The sequence below is a fragment of the Thiolapillus sp. genome (assembly GCF_048562965.1).
In the GTDB taxonomy this organism is placed as follows: Bacteria; Pseudomonadota; Gammaproteobacteria; order Chromatiales; family Chromatiaceae; genus Thiolapillus; species Thiolapillus brandeum_A.
Genome location: NZ_JBHNMF010001515.1, coordinates 1 through 590 on the forward strand (window position 1 = coordinate 1; position 590 = coordinate 590).

Genomic DNA, 590 nt, shown 5'->3' on the forward strand with positions numbered 1-590 from the left:
GCACAGGCTGAAGCTCACAAAGAAATGCAGGAAAGACAACGCATACAAAATGCTTTGAACACAATTGACAGTGGAAGTATAAACAAACAAGAATTAATTGAATTTCTGAACAATTATTAGAGGGTAATAACGATGAGAAAACTTATTTTTCCAATGGTTTTAACGGCAGTATTCTTAACAGGATGCGAGGAAGATGCAAGGTCAGTAGATTATTACCTTAACCATCCTGCAGAGAGACAAAGTAAATCAGAAAGTTGCTATGATCGTAATGACACAAAAAGTGATGGTTGTATAAATGCACATAAAGCAGATATTAAACATGTGCTTGGATTAGAAAATATAGAGAAAAGACAACAAGAAGCAAAGGAGGCATTTGATTTATTAAATAAATCACTCAATAAGTAGGCGTTATAAATGGCTTATACTATATATACGGATATAGGAACTATAATAGATAGATCCCTTTCCATAGCAATGGTTCAGCAAACAAAGTTCATTATGGGTTGGTTAAAGCCGATTTTTAATAATGTCCTAATAATATATTTTGCGCTTTGGGGAATCGCGCATATGCTTGGTAAGATAGATGAGCT

Annotated in this window: 1 protein-coding gene; it reads left to right on the top strand. The window is 33.9% G+C overall.

Translation table 11 applies throughout. From position 1 onward, the window contains the following. Nucleotides 1-132: 132 nt before the first annotated feature. Nucleotides 133-405: an EexN family lipoprotein gene (locus ACOCD2_RS25250; RefSeq protein WP_293674803.1), complete on the top strand. Its 273-nt coding sequence runs from the start codon at nt 133-135 to the stop codon at nt 403-405. Nucleotides 406-590: the final 185 nt, after the last annotated feature.